Consider the following 21,469-nt stretch of genomic DNA (forward strand, 5'->3'; position numbering starts at 1 on the left):
CCCAATTGGGGAACGTCGCTAACTGAGCGCAGTCCTTCGTTACTGCGACCTCTCCAATTGGGCCCCGGCCTTCGCCGGGGTGGTGACGTGTTGGAGTGACTCTCCCTCCCTTTCGTTGTTTTCCCGCGAAGGCGGGAGCCCAGGCTGGGTCCCCGCCTTCGCGGGGATACAATTCGGGATAGGGTTCGCACGGTGATCTCAGACCGAGGCGAGGGTGCATCGCCCCCTCCCCAACCGCACCTTTCCGTTTTCCCCGATTCACGCTAGGGCGCGGGGATGCTTCCCCTTCTCTACGTCATGGTCGGTGGTGCGGTCGGTTCCGGCGCGCGCTATCTGGCGGGTAGCGCGACGACCGCGCTGCTCGGGCCGGACTATCCCTTCGGGACGCTGGCGGTGAACATCGTCGGCGGGTTGCTGATGGGCGTGCTGGTCGGCGTGCTGGCGCGGAACGACGCGTCGGAGCACTGGCGCCTGCTGCTCGCGGTTGGCGTGCTTGGGGGATTTACGACCTTTTCGGCGTTCTCGCTGGAGGTCGTCACGATGATCGAACGCGGCGCATTCGGCGTCGCGTTCGGGTATGTTTTGGTGTCGGTGATCGGTTCGATCGCCGCGTTGTTCGCGGGTCTCTCCGCAGTAAGGGCCGTCGCATGACTGCGGGCAAAAGCGATAGCGATACGGGTTTCCGCGAGTTCAACGTCGGGTTCGACGATGACGGTATCCGGCTCGACCGGTGGTTCAAGCGGCATCTGCCCGATACGAGCTACACGACGGTGGCGATGTGGGCGCGCACCGGGCAGCTCCGCGTCGACGGCGCGCGCGCGACCCCGGGCGACCGGATCGCGGCGGGCCAGATGCTGCGCGTGCCGCCCGCCGAGGCCGACAAGGCCACTGCCGACCCGGACAAGCCCAAGCGCGTCCGCGAACGCGTGATCCTGTCCGACGAAGAGACCGAGCTTGCGCAGGGCATGGTCATCCACAAGGATTTCCAGGCGTTCGTGCTAAACAAGCCGCCGGGCCTCGCGACGCAGGGCGGGACCAAGACGACGCAGCATGTCGACGGGCTGCTCGACGCGCTCCAGTACGACAATGAAGGGCGTCCGAAGCTGGTCCACCGGCTCGACAAGGATACGTCGGGCGCGCTGCTGGTGGCGCGCACGTCGCGCGCGGCGGCGTTCTTTGCGAAGGCGTTTTCGGGGCGGACTGCGCGGAAAGTCTATTGGGCGCTGGTGGTCGACGTGCCGTCGATCGAGGACGGCATGATCGAGCTGCCGATCGCGAAGCAGCCGGGCACTGGCGGCGAGAAGATGCACGTCGACGAGGCCGAGGGCGCGCCGGCGCGGACCCGCTACCGGGTGATCGAGCATGCCGGCAACCGCGCGGCGTGGGTCGAGTTGCAGCCGTTCACCGGCCGCACGCACCAGTTACGCGTGCACATGGCGGCGATCGGGCATCCGATCGTCGGCGACGGCAAGTACGGCGGCGCGGCGGCATTCCTGACCGGCGGCATTTCGCGGAAAATGCATCTGCATGCGCGGCGGATCAAGGTGGATCATCCGGATGGCGGGTCGATCGACGTGACCGCCGAGCTGCCGACGCATTTCGCCGAGAGCCTCAAGCAATTGGGCTTCGAGGAGAAGCTGGGCGATGACCTGGTGCTCGACGAGAAGACCGCGCCGACGCGCGAGCAGATGAAATCGCGGGCGAAGGCGCACGCGAAGTCTGTTCGGAAAGAGCGTAAGGGTGAGCGGCGCGGGCGTGGGGTTGTCGAGGAGAAGAAGCCGGGCGCCAAGCCGGGTGCGCCCAGGACGGGTGCGCCCAGGACGGGTGCGCCGAAGACGGGGGGCCCCAGGACGGGGGCCGGGTCGAAGTTCGGCGCACCGCGGAGTGGACCTCGGGTTGAAGGCGCCAAGCCGGCCGGGCGGGGTCGTCCGGGTGGTGCCGGGAAGCCTGGGCCGCGGAGTGGTCCTGGGACCCGGTGATCTGAGGCCTGCCGGCTGACGCGTGCCCTCGCCCTTCCCACGGCCAAGCGGCCGCGGGCCCCTTCCCTCTCCCCCGAGGGGAGAGGGAGAGCGACGATGGATAAGGTAAGGGTTTAAACGCATGCACCACCCCGGCGGAGGCCGGGGCCCAATTGGGAAGGTCGGCATAATGGAGCGCTTTCCTCCGTTAGCGACGTCCCCCAATTGAGCCCCGGCCTTCGCCGGGGTGGATTGGTTGGACGCAGCTTATCAGCACAGGCTGTTCCCCCGCGAAGGCGGGGGTCCAGGAGTGAGGGGCGCTGTCGGTACTTAGCTGGGCCCCCGCGTCCGCGGGGGAACATGGGTGGTGCGGTTGCGCTAACGCTTTGCATCTAGCTCACGGCCACGGCTCATGCCTCATGGCTCCCAGCCCCTAGCCCCCGGTTTGACGTTCCCCTTCCGCACCCCATGATCTACGACGCCACCCATGTGTTTCCGGAAAACTCCATGACCCGCCTCGCCGTGTTCGATTGCGACGGGACGCTCGTCGACAGCCAGGCGAATATCTGCGTCGCGTGCGAGCGCGCGTTCGAGGGCGCCAAACTGATCCCGCCGCCGCGCGCGGACATTCGGCGGATCGTGGGCTTGAGCCTCGTTGAGGCGATGCAGGTCTTGTTGCCGCAAGCGGACGAGGCGCTGCACCGGTCGCTCGCCACCGACTACAAGAACGCGTTCCATGCGATGCGGGCGAGTGGCGAGTTGGCCGACGAACCGCTGTTCGACGGGATCGCCGAGGTCCTCGGGACGCTGGCCGACGACGGCTGGCTGCTCGGCGTGGCGACGGGCAAGTCCGATCGGGGCCTCGCGCATATCCTCGCGGCGCACGGGATCACCGAGCGGTTCGTGACGCTGCAGACCGCGGACCGGCATCCGTCGAAGCCCGATCCGGCGATGCTGCTCGCGGCGATCGCCGAGGCGGGCGCGAGCGCGGAGACGACCGCGATGATCGGGGACACGAGCTTCGACATGGCGATGGCGCGCGCGGCAGGTGTGCGCGCGGTCGGAGTTGCTTGGGGGTATCACGACGTGCACGAGCTTTCCGACGCAGGTGCGGATGTCGTTGCGACCGCGGTGCCGGACCTGCTGCACATGGTGGCGCGGCCATGACCGAGGCAGACAAATTGGCGCAACGGCGCTGGATGGTGCTCGTCGGGATCCGGCTGGCAGGCGTGGCCGGGGCATTGCTCGGGCTGATTTTGGTGGCGCGCGCGCATGACTTTGCACCGAAAATCCTGGGCGTAGCGATCGTATTGTCGGCGCTGGTGATGATCGGACTCGTCCCGCGCAGCCTGGCACATCGCTGGCGGACGCTCGAATGAATGGAATGGGCGCATGAAGCGGTTCTGGAAAGACGTTGCGATCGACGCCGACCGGGTGGTGACCCTCGATGGCAAGCCGGTGCGGACGCCCGGGCGGCGGCCGCTCGCGTTGCCGACCGATGCGCTCGCCGAGGCGGTGGCGGAGGAATGGCGCGCGGTTGGGGAGACGATCGATCCGCGGACGATGCCGCTGACGGGCTTGGCGAATGCGGCGACCGATCCGATCGCGAACGATCCGACTCAGTTCGCCGCGCGGCTGGCGGCGTATGGCGAAAGCGACCTGCTGTGTTACCGCGCCGATGGCCCGCCACTGCTGGTCGAGCGGCAGGCGGCGGCGTGGGATCCGCTGCTGGCGTGGGCGCGCGGGCGGTATGACGTGAAGTTCGCGGTGACAGCGGGCGTTATGCACGTCGCCCAACCGGCGGCGACCGTTGCGCGGCTGCACGAGGCGGTCGCCGCGTATGACGACTTTCGGCTGGCGGGGCTGTCGCCGGTGGTGACGCTGACCGGGTCGCTGGTGATCGGGCTGGCGCTGATCGAGGGTGAGATCGACGCGCACGCGGCCTGGGCGGCGGCGGGGATCGACGAGGACTGGTCGGTCGAGATGTGGGGCGAGGACTGGCAGGCGACTCAGTTGCGCGAATTGAAGCGCAAGGAGTTCGGGGTCGGGGTGGAGTTTCTGGGGCTGCTTTAGCTTTAGGAGCTTACCCACCCCCTCCAAATCCGTCACCCCAGCGAAAGCTGGGGTATCCCGATTGACGAGTGCTGCGACCCGGATCGGAAAGATCCCAGCTTTTGCTGGGATGACGGTTGGAAGGACTAACGGGTCAGGCGACGGATGAAGCCGATGAGGCCGGTCTGGCGCGAGCGCTTCAGCCTCTCCGCGGCCAGGATCGTCTTCACGCCACGGATGCAGCTGTCGACGTCGTCGTTGACCAGCACGTAGTCGTAACCGTCCCAGTGACTCACCTCGTTGGCCGCGCGCGACATGCGGGCTTCGATGACTTCGGTCGAGTCGGTGCCGCGGCTGGTGAGGCGGCGGTGGAGCTCTTCCATCGACGGCGGGAAGATGAAGACGCGGACGACGTCGCCGCCGGCGATCTGGAACAGCTGTTGCGCGCCCTGCCAGTCGATGTCGAACAACACGTCCTTGCCGGCGGCGAGCATCTCCTCGACCTGCGCGCGCGGGGTACCGTAGCGGTGGTTGAAGACGTGCGCCCATTCGAGGAACTCGTCCTTCGCGACCATGTCGCGAAAGCCCTCTAGGTCGGTGAAATGGTAATCCTTGCCGTCGACTTCGCCGGGTCGCATCGACCGGGTCGTTACCGAGACCGACATCTCCAGCTCGTGCTCGTCCGCGAGCAATCTGCGCGCAATGGTCGACTTGCCGGCACCGGATGGCGAGGACAGGACGAACAGGACTCCGCGGCGACGGAAACCATGCGGGTCGGACGGAAGTGTGTGGGGCATGCGCGCCCTTGCCGCGGACTGCGCATGGGCGTCAACCCATGCGCAGTCCGCGCGTGTCATTCTAAAGGCGGATCAGTAGCCCGTCTTGCGCGCCTTGTTGCGGTCATACGCCTTCTTGGCCGCGTAGCCGCCGCCGAGGATCATGCCGAGCGGGCCCATGCGGCGCATCAGGCCCATCGCCACCACGCCCTTCACTGCGCCAGAGGCGCCGCCCGAGCCGTTGCGACGACCCATCTCGCGGCCGACCAATGCGCTGATAATACGTCCGATCATGATTTCACCTCTCCGAAAACCTAGTCCTTGAGTTCCGCTGCACCGCGCAGCACTGCCCAGCCGATCGCGTAGGTCACGGCCATGGGCACGACGATCTTGAGTACGTTGGCGGTGATCGCACCGATGATCGCGCCGTCCGCGTTGCCGTCGTCGCCGCTGAGCGAGTCGATGCCTGCGCCGATCAGCGCGCCTATGGTCGTTGCGCCCACGTAATTTCTCCTGTCCGTGTGGCGGGTTAGCGCGCGAAAGGCGTTTGGGTTCCCGACCTCCGCAAACCCCGACCCGTCATCCTGACGAAAGTCAGGACCCAGGATTACTCAGCGGGACGATCGTGGCTCTGGGTCCTGACTTTCGTCAGGATGACGGAGTAAGTGCGGGGGCGTTAGCGGCCGAGCATCGATTCGGGTTTGACGACTCGGTCGAAGGTTTCCGCGTCGACTAGGCCGAGGGCAAGGCCGGCTTCCTTGAGCGTCAGGCCTTCGGCGTGGGCGTATTTGGCGATCTTCGCGGCGGCGTCGTAGCCGATCTCGGGGGCGAGCGCGGTGACCAACATCAGCGAACGGTCGAGCAGTTCGGTGATCCGGTCGCGATTGGGTGCGATGCCGTCGACGCAGCGCTCCGCGAAACCCTCCATCGCGGTGGCGAGAAGATCGATCGAGCGGAGCACGTTGGCGCCGATCAGCGGCTTGAACACGTTCAGCTCGAGATGGCCCTGCATCCCGCCGACGGTGACCGCGACGTGATTGCCCATCACCTGTCCGGCGACCATCGTCAGCATCTCGCACTGCGTGGGATTGACCTTGCCCGGCATGATCGAGCTGCCGGGCTCGTTCGCGGGTAAGTCGATCTCGCCGAAGCCGCAGCGCGGGCCCGAGCCGAGCAGGCGGATGTCGTTGGCGATCTTGGTCAACGCGACGGCAAGCGTGTTGAGCGTGCCCGACAGGTGGACGAGCGGGTCGTTCGACGCGAGCGCTTCGAAGCTGTTCTCGGCGGGCATGAACGGATGGCCGGTGATCTCGGACAGCGTGCGGCAGAAGTCCTCGGCGAACCCCTTGGGCGCGTTCAGGCCGGTGCCGACCGCGGTGCCGCCTTGTGCCAGCCGGTTGGTGCCGTGACTGATGCCCGGCTCGATACGGCGACCGCAGCGATAGACCTGGTTCGCGTACGCCGAGAATTCCTGGCCGAGCGTCAGCGGCGTCGCATCCTGGAGGTGGGTGCGGCCGATCTTGACGATGCCGTCCCACGCGTCGGCCTTGGCTTGCAGCGAATCCTTCAGCCGGTCGAGCGCGGGAAAAAGTCGGCGCGTGGCGGCGAGCGAGGCGGCGATGTGGAGCGCGGTGGGGAAGCTGTCGTTGGAGGACTGGCTCATGTTGACGTGGTCGTTAGGATGGACGGGCGACTTGCCGCCGCGGGTGCCGGTGAGGACTTCGTTGGCGCGGCCGGCGATGACCTCGTTGACGTTCATGTTCGACTGCGTGCCGCTGCCGGTCTGCCAGATGACGAGCGGGAACTGGTCGTCGAGCTTGCCGTCGATGACTTCCTGTGCGGCGGAGTCGATCGCGTCGGCGATTTTGGCGTCGAGGCCGTGGGCGCGGTTTACGCGGGCGGCGGCTTGTTTGACGAGGGCGAGCGCGTGGACGATCTCGATCGGCATGCGTTCGCGGGTGCCGAAGGGGAAGTTCTCGATCGAGCGTTCGGTCTGTGCGCCCCAATAGGTGGCGGCGGGGACTTCGATCGGGCCGATCGTGTCGGTTTCTGTGCGGGTGGTTTCTGTGCGGGTTTGGATCATAGCCTGTCTACTCCGTCATGCCGGGCTTGTTCCGGCATCCACCGTGCCGCGCTCTCACCGATCATGGAGCGTTCGGACGGGTGGACCCAGGAACTGGTCCGGGGTGACGTAGAAGAAAAAGACGTACGCCCTGGGAATTAATCCCGTGTCGTCGACCGCGCTGCGCGCGTCGGCCGGCAGTTCGCGTCGCTTTGCGACCGGCGATCAGCGCGCTGATCGCCTCGCTCCTTATTTCTTCCGCTTGAAATCCACGGCTACGACGTTCGAGCCGTCTTCGATCGGGACCGCGGTGGGGCCGTCGTTTTCCGCTTCGTCGTGATCGCCGAGCGCGTCTTCCGCTCCCTCTTGCGCCTGGAAGCGAAGTTCGAAGCTGACCGCCGGATCCTGGAACGCGGTGATCGCCGAGTACGGGATCACCAGCTTCGACGGGACTTGGTTGAAGCTGAGCCCGATCGAGAAGCGCTCGTCGTCGACGATCAGGTCCCAATAGCGGTTCTGCATGACGATCGTCATCTCGTCCGGGAAGCGCTCGATCAACCGCTTGGGGATGTCGACTCCGGGCGCCTGCGTCTTGAAGGTGATGTAGAAATGATGCTCGCCGGGAAGCCCGCCGGCCTCCGCGACGGAGCCGAGCACGCGGCCAACCACGGCACGCAGGGCTTCTTGTACGATCTCGTCGTACGGAATCAGGCTATCGGGCAGTCCATCGGTCATTCCCCTTGGGTAGCGTCATTCGATTGGCGGTCAAGATTGCATGCGTCGTGGCGCACGTTATGGGAGGTGGCATGCGCACCGCCACGATTACCCGCTCCACCGCCGAGACGGCGATCGACGTCACCGTGAACCTCGATGGGACCGGCGTGTACGACGTCGAGACCGGGGTCGGTTTCTTCGATCACATGCTCGAACAATTGTCGCGCCACTCGCTGATCGACCTCCGCGTGCGGACCAAGGGCGATCTGCATATCGACGAGCATCACACGGTGGAGGACACCGGTATCGCGATCGGGCAGGCGTTCGCGCAGGCGCTCGGCGATAAACGCGGTATCACGCGGTACGGCGATGCGCTGTCGCCGATGGACGAAACGCTCACGCGGGTGGCTCTGGATATTTCCGGACGGGCCTGGCTGGTGTGGAAGGATCTGTTTTCGCAGAAGCGCTTGGGCGGCATGGACACCGAGATGTTCGAGCATTTCTTCCATAGCTTCGCGCAGGCGGCGGGGATCACGCTGCACGTCGAGACGCTGTACGGGACGAACAATCACCACATCGCCGAGGCGGCGTTCAAGGGCGTCGCGCGGGCGCTTCGCACCGCGATCGAGATCGATCCGCGCAAGGCCGATGTGATCCCGTCGACCAAGGGGATGCTGTGAGCGCCCTCGCTGCCTTGAACATTGCCCCTGCCCCCAAGTCCGTCACCCCAGCGGAAGCTGGGGTATCCCCGTTACGACGAGACCCCAGCTTCCGCTGGGGTGACGGACTTCTTGTTCCTGGTCGCGGAGACACCGCATGACGCTCGCGCTAATCGATTACGGCGCGGGGAATTTGCACTCGGTCGAGAACGCGCTGCGGACGGCGGGGTGTGTCGATCTGGTCGTGACTTCAGACGCAGATGTGGTCGCGAAGGCCGAGCGGATCGTGTTGCCCGGCGTCGGCGCATATGGAGCCTGCGCGGCGGCTTTGCGCGCGGTGCCGGGGATGGTCGAGGCGCTGAACCGCCGCGTTCGCGACGAGGGTACGCCGTTTCTCGGGATCTGCGTCGGCATGCAGTTGATGGCCGATGCGGGCGAGGAAATGGGAACGCATGCCGGACTCGGCTGGGTCTCCGGACGCGTGCGGCGGCTCGAGCCAGGGACGATGGAGGCGAAGGTGCCGCATATGGGCTGGAACGACGTCGTTCCATCCATCCCGCATCGGCTGATCGAACCGGGCGAGGCGTATTTCCTGCACAGTTTCGCGTTCGAAGGCGCCGACGTGCTCGCGACGACCGACCATGCTGGTGCGGTCACCGCGGCGATCGGTCGCGACACGATGATCGGCGTGCAGTTTCATCCTGAGAAGAGCCAGCGCTACGGCCTGGCGTTGCTCGAACGATTTCTGGAGTGGCGGCCGTGAGCCTGATTATTTTCCCCGCAATCGACCTCAAGGCGGGTCAGGTCGTGCGTCTCGCCGAGGGCGATATGGACCGCGCGACCGTGTACGGCGACAATCCGGCGGCGCAGGCGATGCTGTTCGCCGAGGCTGGCGCGGAGCATCTGCATGTGGTCGATCTCGACGGCGCGTTTGCGGGGGCTTCGGTCAATGGCGACGCGGTGCGGTCGATCGTGGCGCAATTTCCGGGGCATGTGCAGCTTGGCGGCGGGATCCGGACGCGGGCCAGCGTCGAGGGCTGGTTCGATCTGGGCGTGTCCCGCGTGGTGATCGGTACGGCGGCGCTGGAGGACCCCGAGTTCGTGCGCGGCGTGGCGAAGGATTTCCCCGGCGGGATCGTCGTCGCGGTCGATGCGAAGGACGGGATGGTTGCGACCAAGGGTTGGGCGGATGTTTCGACGACGACCGCGGTCGATCTCGCGCGGCGGTTCGAGGATGCGGGGGTTGCGTCTTTGCTGTTCACCGATGTCGGGCGCGACGGGATGCTGAAGGGGTGCAACGTCGACGCTACCGTCGACCTGGCGCGGGCGGTGGATATTCCGGTGATCGCCAGCGGTGGCGTGAAGGGGATCGCCGAGATTCACGTGCTGGCTTTGCATGTGCGGGATGGCGTCGAGGGCGTGATTACCGGGCGGGCGTTGTACGACGGCCGGCTCGATCTTGCGGCGGCGTTGAGTGTGGCGAAGGCAGCAGGATGATTCACGCGGAGACGCGGAGACGCGGAGGAAGCGAGAGCTGTTCGCGCAGAGACGCAGAGAGCGCGGAGGCAATGCGCGGCAGCATTCACTGTTTCCTCACTGGCGACAGAAATCCGCCCGCCCCGCCGCGCCCCTTCTTCTCTGCGTCCTCTGCGCCTCTGCGCGAAAAATTCTTAGCGGCTTTGCCGCGTCTCCGCGTCTCCGCGTCTCCGCGTGAACCAATTCTTCGGCGCGTCGCATGACGGTTCGTGCGCGCGTGATCCCGTGTCTCGATGTCGCCGATGGCCGCGTCGTGAAGGGCGTGAACTTCGTCGAGTTGCGTGATGCGGGCGATCCGGTCGAGCAGGCGCGGGCGTACGATGCGGCCGGGGCGGACGAGTTGTGCTTCCTCGATATCGGGGCGAGCCATGAAGGCCGCGGGACCATCCTCGACGTCGTGCGGCGGACGGCGGCAGTGTGTTTCATGCCGTTGACGGTTGGCGGCGGCGTACGGACGGCGGACGATGCGCGCGCGCTCTTGCTCGCCGGGGCGGACAAGGTGGCGGTCAATTCGGCGGCGGTCGAGCGGCCCGAACTGGTCGCGGATATCGCCGAGCGGTTCGGCAGCCAGTGCTGTGTCGCGAGCGTCGATGCGCGGCGATCGGGTGAAGGCTGGGAAGTGTTCACGCATGGCGGCCGGCGCGCGACCGGGATCGATGCGATCGCGCATGCCTTGAAGCTCGCCGACTTGGGGGCGGGCGAGTTGCTGGTCACGTCGATGGACCGCGACGGGACCCGCAGCGGTTACGACCTCGACCTGATCCGGGCGATTTCCGTCCGTGTCGGCGTGCCGGTGGTCGCGAGCGGCGGGGTCGGTGGGCTCGACGATCTGGTGGCGGGCATCCGCGACGGGCATGCGAGCGCGGTGCTGGCCGCGTCGATCTTTCATTTCGGGCAGGCGTCGATCGGCGACGCGCATGCTGCGCTGGCGGCGGCTGGGATTCCGGTGCGGACGCCGGTTGGCGCTGCGCTTCCCCCGGGCGCCTGACGGGCGTTTCGGTGCTCGCCATACTCGCGGTCGAATCGGGGCATAGCGGCGTCGCGCATCCGCCGACCGGGCTGGCGATGTCGGACGTCGCGCTGTTCGTGTTCGCGGCGATCGGCGTTTGGCTGGTGCGCCGGGCGTTGCGCAAGCGGTTCATCGAGGCCCGTCGACGCAACCTGGCCGAACGTGAAGCAGCGGGTCCACCCAAGAAGGATTGACCCGCCTGCCCGGCTGCGTCAGCACGCCGCGCATGGCAGACCCCGTATTCGACCGCCTTGAGGCGACCATCCGCGCGCGCCGCGATGCGCCCGCCGACACCAGCTACACCGCGAGCCTGTTCGCGAAAGGCCGCCCGAAGATCGCGCAGAAACTGGGCGAGGAAGCCGTCGAGACGGTGATCGCCGCGTGCTCGGGCGACGAGACGAGCATCGTGCCGGAAGCGGCGGATCTGATGTTCCACCTCGCCGTGTTGCTGGCGGATGCGGGGCTGAGTCTGGACGATGTGCGTGCCGAGTTGGAACGGCGCGAGGGTGTCGGCGGGCTGGTCGAGAAGGCGGGTCGAGCGGGCTGACTTGACCCCCCTTCCGCTTGCGGGAGGGGTCGGGGGAGGGCATGACGGACACGCTCCGCCGGGATCGGGAAGGCAAGCCCCTCCCCTAACCCCTCCCGCAAGCGGAAGGGGGATTTATGCCGATCGACGCCACCAAGCCCTATGACGACCAGAACATCTTCGCCAAGATCCTCCGCGGCGAGATTCCGTCGAAGCACGTCTACGAGGACGAGTTCGCGATCGCGTTCCACGACATCAACCCGCAGGCGCCGACGCACCTGCTCGTGATCCCTAAAGGCGCATACGTATCCTGGGACGATTTCTCCGCGCGGGCGCCCGATGCCGAGATCGCCGGGTTCATCCGCGCAGTCGGTACCGTCGCGCGGGCAGCGGGTCTCGTCGAGCCGGGCTATCGCCTGCTCGCCAACATCGGCCGGGACGGGCACCAGGAGGTGCCGCACCTGCACGTTCATGTCTTCGGCGGCCGCCCGCTCGGGCCGATGCTCGCGCAATAGCGCAGCTTTCCGCCACTAAAGGATTGCACGTAATAAAATTGCCATTAGGCTCGCCGGCTTGAGCAAGGGGGCCATGTTGACCCGGCCCTCGTCATCCCCGGGGGGTACCGAATTGATTTTTGGTCGCGTAAAATCGCTGGACGCCATTCTGGCGACGGCGGAGAAGAAATCGCTCCACCGATCGCTGGGTGCGTTCCAGCTTACCCTGTTTGGCATCGGCTGCGTGATCGGAACAGGTATCTTCGCCCTGACGGCCGCAGGCGCTCAAAAGGCCGGGCCGGGCTTAATGCTGGCCTTTGCCATCGCTGGCGCGATCTGCATCGTAGCAGCGCTATGCTATGCAGAAATCGCGTCGATGATCCCTGTCGCCGGTTCTGCCTACACCTATACCTATGCGGTCATGGGCGAATTGCTGGCGTGGACGGTCGGCTGGGCCCTCGTCCTCGAATATGCCGTCGCTGCTTCCGCCGTGGCGGTGACGTGGTCGGACTATTTCCAGGGGACGGTGCTACGAGAATTTCTCGGCATCCATCTGCCGACATGGCTCGGTGCCGGTCCGCTCGCGCTGGGCGGCTCGCCAGGCGGATTCGTCAATCTGCCCGCGATCGTCATCGCGATGGGCATCACGGCCTTGCTGATCGTCGGCACGACCGAGAGCGCACGGCTGAACACCGTGCTGGTCGCGATCAAGGTGACCGCGCTGACCGCGTTCATCATCCTTACGCTGCCCGTCGTCGATACTGCCCGCTTTAATCCCTTCCTGCCTGCGGGTGTGTTCGGGGGGTTCGGCACAGGGGTAGGCGCGGTGGGCGCTGCAGCGACGATTTTCTTCGCCTATGTCGGCTTCGACGCAGTCTCGACCGCAGCGGAGGAAACGAAGAACCCGCAGCGCAATGTACCGATCGGACTGATCGCCTCGTTACTATTCTGCACGGTCTTCTACATACTCGTCGCGGCGGGTGCGATCGGCACGATCGGTGGCCAGCCGATCATGGGACCGAACGGCATCCCCTTCCCCGCCGGATCCGAGGAACTCGCCCGTCAGTGCGCGTTGCCGCAATATGGCGAGGCGCTGGTCTGCTCGAAAGAGGCGTTGGCGCATGTCCTGCGCGTGATCGGATTTAGTACGGTCGGGAACATGTTGGGTATCGCCGCCTTCGTGGCACTACCTTCGGTCATCCTCGTCTTGATGTTCGGCCAGACGCGAATTTTCTTCGTCATGAGCCGTGACGGACTGCTGCCGGAAGTGCTCAGCCGAGTTCATCCGCGCTTCAAGACGCCACATATCGTTACCGCGATTACCGGTACGGCGGTGGCCCTCGCTGCGGCATTCCTACCCGTCGGGCAACTGGCCGACATCGCCAATGCCGGTACGCTTTACGCCTTCATGATGGTGGCGATCGCGGTGCTGATCCTACGGCGCACCGAACCCGACCGGAAGCGCGCGTTCCGAACGCCTGCGATCTGGCTGGTAGCCCCAGCAACGATCGCTGGCTGCGTCTTTCTGTTCTTCAACCTGCCATCCGCGGCGATGCTGGTTCTGCCGCTATGGGGCGCGGCCGGCTTGGTGCTCTATTTCCTTTATGGTCGCCGCATGAGCTATCTCGGTCGTGGGATGACGGATGGTGGCGAAGACATCGACATAATACCGCCGGGCTCGCACTGAGGCCGGACGCGAAAAGGGCCGCGGGAGGAAACTCCCGCGGCCCTTTTTTTGTGCCTCGTGTCCATGCGTGTTCTCCCGCGAAGGCGGGAGCCCAGTCTGGGTCCCCGCCTTCGCGGGGAAACAAGCTTACGTCAGCCGATGTGCTTGGCGGCGAGCGCCTTCATGTCGACCATCGGGCGGGCGCCGACATGGCTGATGATCTCGGCCGCGCAGACCGCGCCGAGTTTCAGCGACGCGTGCAGGTCGTAGCCCTGCGCCTGGCCGTGGAGGAAGCCCGCCGCGAACAGATCGCCCGCGCCGGTGGTGTCGACGACCTTGGCGATCGGCTCGGCCTTCACCTCGGCGCGATTGCCGTTCTGGAGCGCGCAGGCGCCGTGCTCGCCGCGGGTGACGACCAAAGTCGGGACCTGTGCCGAGATCTTGGCGACTGCTGCGTCGAAGTCGTCCGTCTCGGCGAGCGCGGCGAGTTCGCTCTCGTTGGCGAACAGGATGTCGATCAGGCCGTCGCTCAGCAGCTGGCGGAAATCGCCGCCGTGGCGCGAGATGCAGAACACGTCGCTGAGCGTGAACGCGACCTTCCGCCCCGCATCGCGTGCGCAATCGATCGCGGCGCGCATCGCGGCGCGCGGCTCTTCGGGATCCCAGAGATAGCCCTCGAGATACAGGATCGCGCTGTCGGCGATCATCGCGGTGTCGATCGCGGCGGCGGGGAGGAACTGGCCGGCGCCGAGGAAGGTGTTCATCGTGCGCTGGCCATCGGGGGTCACGAAGATCAGGCAGCGACCGGTGGTCGGGTCGCCCGCGCGGACCGGGGTGGCGAACTCGATGCCGATGCTGCGGACGTCATGGGCGAAGACCTGCCCGAGCTGATCGTCGGCGACCTGGCCGATGAACCCGCATTTGCCACCGAGCGCGGCGATGCCGGCGACGGTATTGGCAGCGGAGCCCCCGGAGATTTCCATGCCCGGGCCCATCTTGGCGTAGAGCGCGTCGGCTTCTTCCGAGGAGAACATGAGCTGCATCGAGCCCTTGGCGACGCCGATCTCCGCGATGAACGCGTCGTCGGCGGTAGCAAGGATGTCGACGATGGCATTGCCGATCGCGACGACGTCGTAGGTTGGGTTGGGCAAGGCGAGACTCCGGGGGTGCGGGAAAACGCTTGCCGTAAATGCCGGGGGGGATTGGTGCAACTGATGTGGCGGGTGCGTGTTGGCGGGGGGGGGCGTGACCAACGCCTTCGGGACCGTCGGAACAGATGTCGTCTGGTGGCGAGCTACCACCCCGGCGGAGGCCGGGGCCCAATTGGAAAGGTGGTCGTAACGGAACGCCGCATCACGTTAGCGGCGTCCCCCAATTGGGCCCCGGCCTCCGCCGGGGTGGTGGTCTTGGTTGCTATGTTCCGCGATCTACTCAATTCCAGCGGTCACGGCGTTCACTTCTGTACAGCAGGTGGTGGTCGATCCAGGCGCCCGTTGCAGCCACACCGCCCGTTCTGTTCCCTCGCGAACGCGGGGGTCCAGGGTCTTGGGCAGTGTGCTTGGTTCAGATGGGCCCCCGCATCCGCGGGGGAACGGGTCATGCGTTCTCTCAAAGATCACGCTTTCAGAAAATCGCGCTTCAGAAATCGCGCGCACCTTCCAAAATTCCGGAGCTTCGTTGACCTTGCGCCGCCCCCGCGTCATCCCGTCCACATGATCCGCGCCCTCCTCCTCTCGCTCCGGCAGCTCACCGATCCACCCGTACTCCGCGTGTTCGTGAAGTCGATGGCGGTGACGTTGCTTGTGTTCGCCGTAGCGGGCGCCGGTGTGTGGTGGGGCACGCAGGCGGCGTTGGCGACGTGGCTCGGCTGGGACGCGGACGGGCTCGCCGCGGCGTTCGCGCTGTTCGTCACGATCCTCGCATTGTGGCTGCTGTTTCGCGCCGTCGCGATCGCGGTCGTCGGGATCTTCGCGGACGAGGTCGTCGCGGCGGTCGAGGCTCGGCATTATCCCGAGGCGCTGAAGACCGCGCGACCGGTGCCGTTCGCGCGCAGCCTCGCGACGGGGCTACGCTCCGCCGCACGCGTCGTGCTCGTCAACCTGCTGATGCTGCCGGTTTACATCGCACTGCTCGTCACCGGCGTCGGCACCGCGGCCGCCTTCTTCGTCGTCAATGGCTGGCTGCTCGGGCGCGATCTCGGCGACATGGTGGCGGCGCGGCATATGGACGCGGCGGCGATGCGGGGCTGGCGTGCGACGACTAAGGGCGGGCGGTTCATGCTGGGGCTTGCGAACACCGGGCTGTTCGTGGTTCCGATCCTCAACATCGCCGCGCCCGTGCTGGGCGCCGCGATGGCGACGCATTATTTCCACAGCCAGTATCTTCGCAAGGGCCGAGCATGACGCGATTGACGACGATAGGGATCGCGCTGGCTCTGAGCGCTGGCCTCGCCGGTTGTGCGGCCCCGGTCGCCAAGCCCGCGGTCGGCCGCCCCGCAATCCCCTATACGAGCGTGGGCCTGGAACGCGTGCTGGGCCAGGATGCCGCTGCACTGACCAGGTTGTTCGGCCAGCCCGACGCCGACGTCCGTGAGGGCAATGCCCGCAAACTCCAGTTCCAGAGCGGGATCTGCGTGCTCGATGCGTATCTGTATCCCAAGGGGTCGGACGCCCCCCGCGTCACCTATCTCGACGCGCGCGAGCCCGACGGCAGCACGATCGACCGGGCCAGTTGCGTGGCGGCACTGACGCGACGCGAAGGGGGCCGTTAGCAGCGGCTTGGGCGGCTGAGGGTCCCGCTCCAACGCGTTTATTTCGACGACAGCTTGCTCAATCCCGGTTGGAAGGATTGCGGTTCGCTCGGGCGCAAACTGCCATTTTCGGCGCTCGCGTCGAACAGATGATCCAGCATGGCGGCCATGGCAGCCTGCCCCTTGGCCGTTATCCCGATATGAACGCGACGATGATCGACCGGGTCGGGGTGGCGGATCAGTAACGCCGCCTGCTGGAGACGATCGATCCGTCGCATCGCGCTGGCGGCGCTTTCCCCCGACATCAGGATCAGGTCCTTGACGTGCAACCGCTCGCCGGTGCCGACGGCGATGAACAGGTCGATCATCATGTCCCACGCGGGATCGACCAGCAGATCGTGCGGGAGGAACGCGCTCATCGTCGCGCGCAGCCGGCGAGCTTTGCGCGCGCGCGCGAGAAGCGCTGGCGAGATCGGGACGATGCCGGCGGCCCTGTCGCGCCGCGTTGCCAGATCGACGGCACCATCCGAACGCGGCGAATTCATGACTCAACGCTCCCATACTCGAACTGAAACCGTGCCGGCGCTGCCAAGGCTTGCATGATCCTGTTCACCGCTCCCTCAGCGCTTCCTGCGCGCGATTGAGCGGCTTGAGCAGGTACTGGAGGACGGTCTTGCTGCCGGTATGGATGTCGACGGTCGCGACCATGCCCGGGGTGATCGGGAATGTGCGCCCGGCCTTGTTGGTCAGCGAATCCGACTTGGACTGCACGAACACCCGGTAATAGAGGATCTCGGGTTTGACCTCGTCGCGGATCGTGTCCGGCGAGATGCTCGTCACCGTCCCTTCGAGCCCGCCGTAAACCGAATAATCGTAGGCGGTGACCTTGACGCTCGCCTGCTGGCCGGGGCGGATGAAGGCGATGTCGCGCGGCTGGATCCGCGCCTCGATCAAAAGGCGTTCGTCGAGCGGGACGATCTCCATGATCTTGCCGTTCGGGGGAACGACGCCGCCGATCGTCGAGATCTCGATATTCTTCACCACCCCGCGCACCGGCGAGCGCAAGGTCAACCGCTGGAGCGTGTCGGACCGCCCGCGCACCACCGGCGCCAGCGAGTCGACCTGTTCGGTGACCTTGGCGAGATCCTGCCGCGCCTCGACCATGTATTGCGAGCGGAGATCGGCCTTCTTCAGCTCCAGGTCGGCGCGCTGGCGTTGCAGGCGCAGGACTTCGACGTTGCTGGCCGCACCGACCGCGATCAGCGACTGGCCGATCGCCACTTCGCGGCCGATCAGTTGGAGCGACTCGTCGATCAGGCCAAGCGACGATTGCAGGCTGCGTCGGCGGGTCTCGTACAGCCGCGTCTCGGCGGCCTTGAGGTCCGGATACGGCGCGAGTTCGCTCGGGAACTGCAACGGCGTGCCGTTGGCCTCCGACCGCAACCGCGCCGCACTGGCCAGCGCCGCACGGTATTTCGCAGCGCTTTCATCGACCGTCGAACCAGCCTGGGTGGGATCGAGCTGGGCGAGCAACTGTCCCGGCTTGACGATATCGTCCTGCCGCACGAGCAATTTGGCCAGAATACCGCCCTCTAGCGATTGCAGCACCTGTTCGCGACTGGTCGGAACGACGCGCGCCTCGCCGGTCGCCACCTCGTCGAGATCGGCGAGCCATGCCCAGAGCAGCGCTGCTGCGAACAACGCCGCGAGTACCCATACGAGACGCGTGGCCGAGGTCAGCCGCGCTTCGCCCTCGCCGCCGAACAGATGGTCGTCTTCGGCCGTGATGGTAGTCATGCTGCAGCACTCCGCGTTCCGCGCATCGTCGCGAGCACCTGATCCTTGGGCCCGTCGAGAATGATCTTGCCGTTGTCGATGACGATGATCCGGTCGACGATGTCGAGCATCCGCATCCGGTGCGTGGCAACGACGATCGTCCGCGTCCGGCTCCATTGCCCGAGCCGATGGATGAAGTGGCGCTCGGCGCCCTCGTCCATCGCCGCGGTCGGCTCGTCGAGCAGTGCGACCATCGGTTGCCGCAGCAGCAGCCGGGCGAGCAGCAACGCCTGCACCTGCCCGCCGGACAGGCCTAGCCCGCCCTCCTGCACGACATGACCGAGCCCGTCGCGTAACCGGCGGACCATGCCCTCGGCGCCGACCATCGCCAGGATCTCGACGATCTCCGCATCGGACGCCGATGGCGCACCGAGCGTCAGGTTCTCGCGCAGCGTGCCGTGGAACAACCGGCTGTTCTGCGTCAGCAGGCCGATGTCGCGGCGCACGTCGGCCGGGTCGATCTGGTGCAGCGCGAGCCCGTCGAGCAGGACTTCGCCCGACACCGGTTGCAACATGCCCGACAGGCCCTGCAACAGCGTCGACTTGCCCGCGCCGTTGCGCCCGAGCAGCGCGATGCGCTCACCCGCGGCGATGTCGAGACTGGCGACCGACAGCGCCGGCGGGGCGTTGGGATCGGCATAGGTGAACACGCCGGACCGGATCGTGAAGTCGCCGGTCACCGCCGGCAACGGGATACGGTGGTCGCCGTCCGCGCTGTCGACGGGCAGCGCCATGATCTGGTTGAGGCTGCCCATCGCGACGCGGGCGTGCTGCAACCGGCCGAGCAGCTGCGTAACCTGCGCCATCGGTGCCATCATCCGCGAGCCGAGGATCGAGGTGGCGACGAGCACGCCCGTCGTGATGTCGCCGGCGATCACCAGCGGCGCACCGACGAAGATGATCGCCGCATAGACCCCGTTCTGCACGCTCTGCGTCCATACCGAGAGACCGTTGGTCACGCCGCGCAACCGTAGCTGCGCTTCGCCTGCGACCGCGTTGTAGTGGTTCCACTGATGGTGAAAGCGTTCCTCCGCCTGGAGCGCCTTGATGTCCTCGATCCCCTGCACCGCCTCGACGAGCATCGCGTTGCGCAGAGAAGATTCGCGCATCGATTCGGTCGCGAGCACGCGCAGGCGGCGTTGCGAGAGCAGTCCCGGCAGCAACAGCAGGACCAGCGCGCCGAGCGGCACCAGTGCGAGCGCGCCGCCGATGTACCAGAGCACCGCGAGGAACAGCAGGAAGAAGGGCATGTCCGCCACCGTCGCGACCGTGGTCGACGTCAGCAGGTCGCGCACCTGATCCAGATCGCGCAGCTGCGAGATGAACGTGCCGGTCGACGCCGGCCGTGCGCGGTTGCGGACGCGCAGGGCATGGCCGAACACGCGGTCCGATATGCGCAGGTCGGCGCGCTTGCCGAGCACGTCGACGATGTTGGTGCGCAGCCGCCGCAGCGCGAAGTCGAAGCCGATCGCGATCAGCACGCCCAGGAACAGGATGGTCAGCGTCGGGATCGATCCCGCCGGGACCACCCGGTCATAGACCTGCATCGAGAACAGGACGCCCGCGAGTCCCAGGCAATTCGTCACCACCGACGCGACCATGACATGGCCGTAGGACGACGCGTCGCGCATCAGGATCTGCCGCAGCCAGTGATCCTGGAACGGGCGGATATAGGTATCGACGCGCATGTCGGGCGCGGAACGGGACGGACGCGGGATGACGAACCCGGTCGCAGACTCCGTCAGTTCGGCAAGCGTCAGACGGGTCTGGCCACCACGATCGCCGGGCAGCGTCAGACGGACCTGGTCGTCGGCATCGATTCCTTCGATCAGCGCGATCTCGCCGTCGGCAAAGCGCACGATCGCGGGCAGCCGCCAGCTCGTCAGGCGCATCGCGCGCGGGGTGTCGAACCGGACCGTCAGGCCGGTCGCGCGGCCGAGCGTCCGTATCCGGGTCTCGTCGTCGCCGCCCAGATCCCATTGCACCGCCAGCCGGGCGCGCTGTTCGGACACCGGCAGACGGTAGTGGCGCGCCACCCGGCCAAACAATTCCAGCCAGCTGTCGATCGCCATGCCCGGCGCCGCGGCAAGCGCGGCCGTCACAGCGTCACCCCGCGCAACGTCGTGCCCGAGAGGCCGAATGCATCGCGCATCCGCCCCGACAGGAACAGGCAATCGACCTGAAGCCGGCGCAGATCCTGCGTCGTATTGATCGCCTCGAAGCGAACCTGCTGGAGTTCCTGTTCGGCGTTCAGCAGATCGACGAGCGTCCGCGTGCCCATCTCCAGATACTGGATCCGGTATAGACGATTGGTCTCGCGCATGTTGCCTTGCCGCGAGACCAGCGTGTCGATGACGCGGGTGAGGCTTTCGATCTGTTGCTGCGCCTCGGCCATGCCCTGGCTGGTATCGAGCCGCGCGCGCCGTGCGCTCGCCTCGGCCGCATCGCGTTCGAACCCCGCGCCGCGAAGGCGCGCTTTCGTGACACCGCCGGCAAAGACATTGCTGGAGACGCGCAGGCCGAAATTATAGATGCTGCGCTGGCCGAACGGCGAGGCGACGTCGCTGGACGCGTCGCCGCCGAGCGACACGGTGGGATAGCGATCGGCGCGGCTCCGCCGGACCGCCGCGTCGGCTCGGTCCACCAAAGCGTCGGCGACCATCACCGACGGCACCGTGTTCCATTCGGGCATCGGCCTGGAGCAACTGCGCATCAGCCAGTCCGGTACGTCGGGCGCGACCGCGGCCGGTGGCGCGTCGCGATTGAGCAGATAGGCAAGGTTGCTCGTCCACCGTCGTTTCGATGCCTCGATCTGGGTCAGCGTGGCGCTCGCCGCCTCGACCCGTGCCTCTGCCTGAAGCGCGTCCGACTGCGTTGCCGCGCCCATCTTCGAACGCTGTCCGACCAACGCGCTGATCTGTTCGATCCGCGACGCCTGATCCAGCGCGACGGTGTGCAGCGCCGTCGCACGCTGTAGCTCGATCACGGCATAGGCGCTTTCGCGTATCAGCGTGTCGACTGCGAGCAACAGCTCGGCCCGTCCGCCGCGAGTCCCTGCGCGTGCGGCCGCGACGTCGCTCGACACCTTGCCGAAATCATAGAGCATCTGGGATGCGCCGACCTGCGGCCGCGGGCGCCATGTTCCCGAGACACGGCTGTCATAGCCGCTTCCGAGCCCGGTGCTGACGGTTGGAAGATACCCCGCGCGGGCGGCAGCGATCTCTTCGCCGCGGGCGCTGAGTATGCCCGCCGCCTCGATGACCGACGGATGCCATGCCACCGCTTCCTTGGCGGCTTCGGTCAGGGTCAGGGGCGACGTCCGGTCAGCCGTCGTTACCGGCGTCATGTCCGACGCCGGCCCGATCCCCTTGTCTGCCGCCTTGCCGATACCGCCCAGGCCCATCGACATCATGCCGCTCAGGGCAAGTATCG

General features: G+C 66.6%; 25 protein-coding genes. 15 read left to right on the forward strand and 10 right to left on the reverse strand.

Features of this window, described 5'->3' with window-relative positions; all coding sequences use genetic code 11:
• Positions 1-276: 276 nt before the first annotated feature.
• The 5 genes from crcB to U1737_RS10860 all read left to right on the forward strand — a co-directional run bounded on the left by crcB (position 277) and on the right by U1737_RS10860 (position 4,031).
• A complete protein-coding gene (gene crcB, locus U1737_RS10840; RefSeq protein ID WP_332796784.1) occupies positions 277-651 on the forward strand; it encodes a fluoride efflux transporter CrcB in 375 nt (124 codons plus the stop codon).
• Complete coding sequence (locus U1737_RS10845) at positions 648-1,979, forward strand: RluA family pseudouridine synthase (RefSeq protein ID WP_332796785.1); 1,332 nt, start codon at positions 648-650, stop codon at positions 1,977-1,979. Before crcB ends, U1737_RS10845 begins: the two co-directional genes overlap by 4 nt.
• Positions 1,980-2,465: 486 nt before the next feature.
• A complete protein-coding gene (locus U1737_RS10850; protein ID WP_332796786.1) occupies positions 2,466-3,125 on the forward strand; it encodes an HAD-IA family hydrolase in 660 nt (219 codons plus the stop codon).
• Entirely contained in the window at positions 3,122-3,337 is a 216-nt protein-coding gene (locus tag U1737_RS10855) for a hypothetical protein (protein ID WP_248522628.1), read from the forward strand. Before U1737_RS10850 ends, U1737_RS10855 begins: the two co-directional genes overlap by 4 nt.
• A gap of 13 nt (positions 3,338-3,350) precedes the next feature.
• Entirely contained in the window at positions 3,351-4,031 is a 681-nt protein-coding gene (locus tag U1737_RS10860) for an ATP12 family chaperone protein (protein ID WP_332796787.1), read from the forward strand.
• Between the two features lie 125 nt (positions 4,032-4,156).
• Here U1737_RS10860 and gmk read toward each other — a convergent pair whose 3' ends face one another.
• From gmk to U1737_RS10885, 5 genes are all read right to left on the reverse strand, one after another.
• Positions 4,157-4,807, reverse strand: coding sequence for a guanylate kinase (gmk, locus tag U1737_RS10865; protein WP_248522626.1), 651 nt, complete (start codon positions 4,805-4,807; stop codon positions 4,157-4,159).
• A gap of 72 nt (positions 4,808-4,879) precedes the next feature.
• A complete protein-coding gene (locus tag U1737_RS10870) occupies positions 4,880-5,080 on the reverse strand; it encodes a hypothetical protein (RefSeq protein ID WP_128453992.1) in 201 nt (66 codons plus the stop codon).
• 20 nt (positions 5,081-5,100) lie between these two features.
• The gene (locus U1737_RS10875; RefSeq protein WP_332796788.1) at positions 5,101-5,289 is read right to left on the reverse strand and encodes a hypothetical protein; all 189 of its coding nucleotides are present in this window, start codon (positions 5,287-5,289) and stop codon (positions 5,101-5,103) included.
• Positions 5,290-5,462: 173 nt separating this feature from the next.
• Positions 5,463-6,869, reverse strand: a complete 1,407-nt coding sequence (gene fumC, locus U1737_RS10880; protein WP_332796789.1) for a class II fumarate hydratase — start codon at positions 6,867-6,869, stop codon at positions 5,463-5,465.
• Between the two features lie 228 nt (positions 6,870-7,097).
• Positions 7,098-7,583 carry an SspB family protein gene (locus tag U1737_RS10885; RefSeq protein ID WP_056489744.1) on the reverse strand — a complete coding sequence of 162 codons (486 nt, stop codon included), beginning with the start codon at positions 7,581-7,583 and terminating at the stop codon, positions 7,098-7,100.
• 71 nt (positions 7,584-7,654) lie between these two features.
• On the opposite strand from U1737_RS10885, the gene hisB reads away from it, so the two are divergent.
• The 8 genes from hisB to U1737_RS10925 all read left to right on the forward strand — a co-directional run bounded on the left by hisB (position 7,655) and on the right by U1737_RS10925 (position 13,473).
• On the forward strand, positions 7,655-8,242 hold the full coding sequence (hisB, locus tag U1737_RS10890; protein ID WP_332796790.1) for an imidazoleglycerol-phosphate dehydratase HisB: 588 nt from the start codon (positions 7,655-7,657) through the stop codon (positions 8,240-8,242).
• A 136-nt stretch (positions 8,243-8,378) separates the two neighbouring features.
• Entirely contained in the window at positions 8,379-8,984 is a 606-nt protein-coding gene (gene hisH, locus U1737_RS10895) for an imidazole glycerol phosphate synthase subunit HisH (RefSeq protein ID WP_332796791.1), read from the forward strand.
• A complete protein-coding gene (hisA, locus tag U1737_RS10900) occupies positions 8,981-9,718 on the forward strand; it encodes a 1-(5-phosphoribosyl)-5-[(5-phosphoribosylamino)methylideneamino]imidazole-4-carboxamide isomerase (RefSeq protein WP_332796792.1) in 738 nt (245 codons plus the stop codon). The genes hisH and hisA overlap by 4 nt, the downstream gene beginning before the upstream one ends.
• A gap of 238 nt (positions 9,719-9,956) precedes the next feature.
• Complete coding sequence (hisF, locus tag U1737_RS10905; protein WP_332796793.1) at positions 9,957-10,745, forward strand: imidazole glycerol phosphate synthase subunit HisF; 789 nt, start codon at positions 9,957-9,959, stop codon at positions 10,743-10,745.
• An 11-nt stretch (positions 10,746-10,756) separates the two neighbouring features.
• Positions 10,757-10,960 carry a hypothetical protein gene (locus U1737_RS10910; protein ID WP_332796794.1) on the forward strand — a complete coding sequence of 68 codons (204 nt, stop codon included), beginning with the start codon at positions 10,757-10,759 and terminating at the stop codon, positions 10,958-10,960.
• Positions 10,961-10,992: 32 nt separating this feature from the next.
• Positions 10,993-11,313 carry a phosphoribosyl-ATP diphosphatase gene (locus U1737_RS10915; RefSeq protein ID WP_332796795.1) on the forward strand — a complete coding sequence of 107 codons (321 nt, stop codon included), beginning with the start codon at positions 10,993-10,995 and terminating at the stop codon, positions 11,311-11,313.
• A 116-nt stretch (positions 11,314-11,429) separates the two neighbouring features.
• On the forward strand, positions 11,430-11,807 hold the full coding sequence (locus U1737_RS10920; protein WP_332796796.1) for a histidine triad nucleotide-binding protein: 378 nt from the start codon (positions 11,430-11,432) through the stop codon (positions 11,805-11,807).
• 112 nt (positions 11,808-11,919) lie between these two features.
• Complete coding sequence (locus U1737_RS10925; protein ID WP_248522617.1) at positions 11,920-13,473, forward strand: amino acid permease; 1,554 nt, start codon at positions 11,920-11,922, stop codon at positions 13,471-13,473.
• Between the two features lie 131 nt (positions 13,474-13,604).
• On the opposite strand, the gene U1737_RS10930 is transcribed toward U1737_RS10925, so the two are convergent.
• A complete protein-coding gene (locus U1737_RS10930; protein WP_332796797.1) occupies positions 13,605-14,603 on the reverse strand; it encodes an adenosine kinase in 999 nt (332 codons plus the stop codon).
• A gap of 561 nt (positions 14,604-15,164) precedes the next feature.
• Between U1737_RS10930 and U1737_RS10935 the strand changes: the two genes are divergently transcribed.
• Together U1737_RS10935 and U1737_RS10940 are read left to right on the forward strand one after the other, a co-directional pair.
• Complete coding sequence (locus U1737_RS10935) at positions 15,165-15,854, forward strand: EI24 domain-containing protein (protein ID WP_332796798.1); 690 nt, start codon at positions 15,165-15,167, stop codon at positions 15,852-15,854.
• Complete coding sequence (locus U1737_RS10940) at positions 15,851-16,222, forward strand: hypothetical protein (protein WP_248522614.1); 372 nt, start codon at positions 15,851-15,853, stop codon at positions 16,220-16,222. The genes U1737_RS10935 and U1737_RS10940 overlap by 4 nt, the downstream gene beginning before the upstream one ends.
• A gap of 38 nt (positions 16,223-16,260) precedes the next feature.
• Here the strand turns inward: U1737_RS10940 and U1737_RS10945 are convergent, their stop codons facing one another.
• The 4 genes from U1737_RS10945 to U1737_RS10960 all read right to left on the reverse strand — a co-directional run bounded on the left by U1737_RS10945 (position 16,261) and on the right by U1737_RS10960 (position 21,446).
• Positions 16,261-16,746: a MarR family winged helix-turn-helix transcriptional regulator gene (locus U1737_RS10945; protein WP_332796799.1), complete on the reverse strand. Its 486-nt coding sequence runs from the start codon at positions 16,744-16,746 to the stop codon at positions 16,261-16,263.
• Between the two features lie 64 nt (positions 16,747-16,810).
• Complete coding sequence (locus U1737_RS10950) at positions 16,811-17,998, reverse strand: HlyD family type I secretion periplasmic adaptor subunit (protein ID WP_248522612.1); 1,188 nt, start codon at positions 17,996-17,998, stop codon at positions 16,811-16,813.
• Positions 17,995-20,139 carry a type I secretion system permease/ATPase gene (locus tag U1737_RS10955; protein ID WP_332796800.1) on the reverse strand — a complete coding sequence of 715 codons (2,145 nt, stop codon included), beginning with the start codon at positions 20,137-20,139 and terminating at the stop codon, positions 17,995-17,997. Before U1737_RS10955 ends, U1737_RS10950 begins: the two co-directional genes overlap by 4 nt.
• A complete protein-coding gene (locus tag U1737_RS10960) occupies positions 20,136-21,446 on the reverse strand; it encodes a TolC family protein (protein ID WP_332796801.1) in 1,311 nt (436 codons plus the stop codon). The genes U1737_RS10955 and U1737_RS10960 overlap by 4 nt, the downstream gene beginning before the upstream one ends.
• Positions 21,447-21,469 lie beyond the last annotated feature (23 nt).

It is taken from the genome of Sphingomonas fucosidasi (assembly GCF_036663855.1).
Taxonomy (GTDB): Bacteria; Pseudomonadota; Alphaproteobacteria; order Sphingomonadales; family Sphingomonadaceae; genus Sphingomonas; species Sphingomonas faeni_B.

Coding starts and splice junctions, on each gene's coding strand:
- crcB (WP_332796784.1), top strand. CDS start 277: ATGCTTCCCCTTCTCTACGTCATGGTCGGTGGTGCGGTCGGTTCCGGC.
- U1737_RS10845 (WP_332796785.1), top strand. CDS start 648: ATGACTGCGGGCAAAAGCGATAGCGATACGGGTTTCCGCGAGTTCAAC.
- U1737_RS10850 (WP_332796786.1), top strand. CDS start 2,466: ATGACCCGCCTCGCCGTGTTCGATTGCGACGGGACGCTCGTCGACAGC.
- U1737_RS10855 (WP_248522628.1), top strand. CDS start 3,122: ATGACCGAGGCAGACAAATTGGCGCAACGGCGCTGGATGGTGCTCGTC.
- U1737_RS10860 (WP_332796787.1), top strand. CDS start 3,351: ATGAAGCGGTTCTGGAAAGACGTTGCGATCGACGCCGACCGGGTGGTG.
- gmk (WP_248522626.1), bottom strand. CDS start 4,807: ATGCCCCACACACTTCCGTCCGACCCGCATGGTTTCCGTCGCCGCGGA.
- U1737_RS10870 (WP_128453992.1), bottom strand. CDS start 5,080: ATGATCGGACGTATTATCAGCGCATTGGTCGGCCGCGAGATGGGTCGT.
- fumC (WP_332796789.1), bottom strand. CDS start 6,869: ATGATCCAAACCCGCACAGAAACCACCCGCACAGAAACCGACACGATC.
- U1737_RS10885 (WP_056489744.1), bottom strand. CDS start 7,583: ATGACCGATGGACTGCCCGATAGCCTGATTCCGTACGACGAGATCGTA.
- hisB (WP_332796790.1), top strand. CDS start 7,655: ATGCGCACCGCCACGATTACCCGCTCCACCGCCGAGACGGCGATCGAC.
- hisH (WP_332796791.1), top strand. CDS start 8,379: ATGACGCTCGCGCTAATCGATTACGGCGCGGGGAATTTGCACTCGGTC.
- hisF (WP_332796793.1), top strand. CDS start 9,957: ATGACGGTTCGTGCGCGCGTGATCCCGTGTCTCGATGTCGCCGATGGC.
- U1737_RS10915 (WP_332796795.1), top strand. CDS start 10,993: ATGGCAGACCCCGTATTCGACCGCCTTGAGGCGACCATCCGCGCGCGC.
- U1737_RS10920 (WP_332796796.1), top strand. CDS start 11,430: ATGCCGATCGACGCCACCAAGCCCTATGACGACCAGAACATCTTCGCC.
- U1737_RS10935 (WP_332796798.1), top strand. CDS start 15,165: ATGATCCGCGCCCTCCTCCTCTCGCTCCGGCAGCTCACCGATCCACCC.
- U1737_RS10940 (WP_248522614.1), top strand. CDS start 15,851: ATGACGCGATTGACGACGATAGGGATCGCGCTGGCTCTGAGCGCTGGC.
- U1737_RS10945 (WP_332796799.1), bottom strand. CDS start 16,746: ATGAATTCGCCGCGTTCGGATGGTGCCGTCGATCTGGCAACGCGGCGC.
- U1737_RS10950 (WP_248522612.1), bottom strand. CDS start 17,998: ATGACTACCATCACGGCCGAAGACGACCATCTGTTCGGCGGCGAGGGC.
- U1737_RS10960 (WP_332796801.1), bottom strand. CDS start 21,446: ATGTCGATGGGCCTGGGCGGTATCGGCAAGGCGGCAGACAAGGGGATC.